The organism is Mesorhizobium sp. P5_C1, assembly GCF_054049815.1.
This window is the reverse complement of the sequence record NZ_JBFULQ010001207.1, coordinates 1-811: the sequence shown is the minus strand read 5'-3', so window position 1 is coordinate 811 and position 811 is coordinate 1. Positions and strand designations below refer to the sequence as shown.

General features: G+C 62.9%; 1 protein-coding gene and 1 pseudogene. Both read right to left on the bottom strand.

The window, feature by feature from the left end; translation table 11 throughout:
* Positions 1 to 182 (bottom strand): annotated as a pseudogene (locus tag ACXJ7R_RS34905) (sugar ABC transporter permease); the annotation flags it as partial.
* Between the two features lie 100 nt (positions 183 to 282).
* The coding region (locus ACXJ7R_RS34900; protein WP_457155769.1) for an extracellular solute-binding protein at positions 283 to 811 on the bottom strand (529 nt) is incomplete at its 5' end.

The window sequence follows — 811 nt, the reverse complement described above, 5'->3', positions numbered from 1 at the left end:
TGCGTGAACAGGCGCTCGTAGTTGGCAAGGCCGACAAAAGTGTCGCCAGAGACGCCATTGGTCTGGAAGAAGCTCATCACGATCGAGGTCGCCAGCGGCAGCACGGCAAAGACCAGGTAGACGGCCAGGGCCGGCAGCACGAACAGCAACAGGTTTCTGTAGGCGGCAGCGGGAGATATCAATTGATGACCTCTTGTTCACGCCGGCATGGATGTGCCGGCGTGCCCGAAGGCTTCGCGCATGCCTCGCCGGCTGGCAAGACATGCGCAAGGCGTTCCCGGATTACTTCTTTTGCGGTCCGTACCAGGAGGCGAGCCCGGTCTGAAGCTCGGTGGCAACCTGCTGAGGCGTGACGTCCGACTTGGTGAACATCACCTGCAGCAGACGCCAGGTCTCGTCGTCGAGCGGAGGCGTGCCGGCGCTCAGGCGATCCAGCGCCAGCCGCGGTGTCAGCTCAGCGCCTTTCTTGAGGTCGGCGAAATCCTGCGCTAGCTTGTTCTTGTAGGTGACCGGCTTGCTGCTCATGGCAAAGAAGCCGGGCGCGGCGTTGACATAGAGCTCCTGGAATTCGGGTCCGGCGACCCAGTCGAGGAAGGTCTTGGCCGCTTCCTTGTGCGTGCTCTTGGCATTGATGCCGATGCCCATGTCCGGCATCTCCTGCAGGTAGCGCTGGTCGCCCGCCTTCGGCACCGGCGGACCGAACACGCCGATATTGAGGCCGGTCGAGGTCGCCTGGTTGATGTCCCATGAGCCGTCCGGGAGGATGGCCGCCTTGCCGAGCGTGAACAGCTGCGTCATGTCGGCATAGTTC